This window comes from Bradyrhizobium sp. Leo78 (assembly GCF_059512425.1).
Window position 1 is genome coordinate 1 of record NZ_JCAMOT010000159.1, and the last position, 914, is coordinate 914.

Below are 914 nucleotides of genomic sequence, written 5' to 3' on the forward strand. Positions count from 1 at the left end.
GATGAAGTTAGGTTCGTGCATATCCTGAGTTTGCCAAGTAGCTTGCGCATTCTTTGGGCGTGAAGAGCTGCAGAACCTGGCCGATGGCGAGGCAGACAGCGTCGACGGTTCGGGCGGCCGCTTTTCGGAGAAAGTGCTTGAGCTTGGCAAAGACCTGTTCGATGGGATTCAGGTCGGGTGAGTATTTCGGCAGGAAGAAGAGCTTGGCTGCCGCGGAGCGGATGAGCTGACGCACGATTTTGCCTCGGTGGCTGCCGAGATTGTCCATCACGACGACGTCGCCGGGACGAAGTGTCGGGAGGAGGACCTTTTCCACGTAGAGGCGAAAGCTGTCGCCGTCGATCGGGCCCTCGATAAACCATGGCGCCTCGATCCGGTCATGGCGCAAGGCGGCCAGGAAGGTCATGGTCTTCCAGCGGCCGTGTGGAACCTTGGTGGGAAGCCTCTGGCCACGCGGCGCCCATCCCCGCAAAGCCGCCATATCGGTTCTGGTCCAGGTCTCGTCGATGAAGACCAGGCGCTCAGGCTCGACGCGATCTTGATATTTGATCCACTGGGCCCGCCGCCTTGCCACGTCGGGACGATCGCGTTCGCCAGCCACCACGCTTTTTTTTGAAGCTGAGTTTCTCGGCATGGACGAACTCCCACACCGAGCGGTAGTCGACCTTCAGCCCGCGTTCGGCGAGCTCGGCAACCAGCCCGCGCAAGGTGAAATCGCCCGCCTTGATCCGCTCCAACACCCAGACACGGTGTTCGCCAGAAATCGCTTTCGGCCGGTGCCCACCCATCTTGCCGGGCGCGATGCTGCCGGTCTCGCGCTGCCGGCGCACCCATCCAATGGCAGTGCTGACGGCGATCCCGAACTGCTCGGCCGCCTCATGGCACGACAGCCCTCCACTCACAACCGCCGCAAC

At 62.3% G+C, this 914-nt stretch carries 1 protein-coding gene; it reads right to left on the reverse strand.

The window, feature by feature from the left end:
• Nucleotides 1-7: 7 nt before the first annotated feature.
• Nucleotides 8-914 (reverse strand): IS630 family transposase gene (locus AC5ZG1_RS44030; RefSeq protein WP_496136523.1). Its coding sequence is split into 2 segments (ribosomal slippage), with 906 coding nucleotides annotated over them: nucleotides 8-613 and nucleotides 615-914; the frame shifts between segments, so codons are not numbered across the junction. This gene is flagged as partial in the annotation.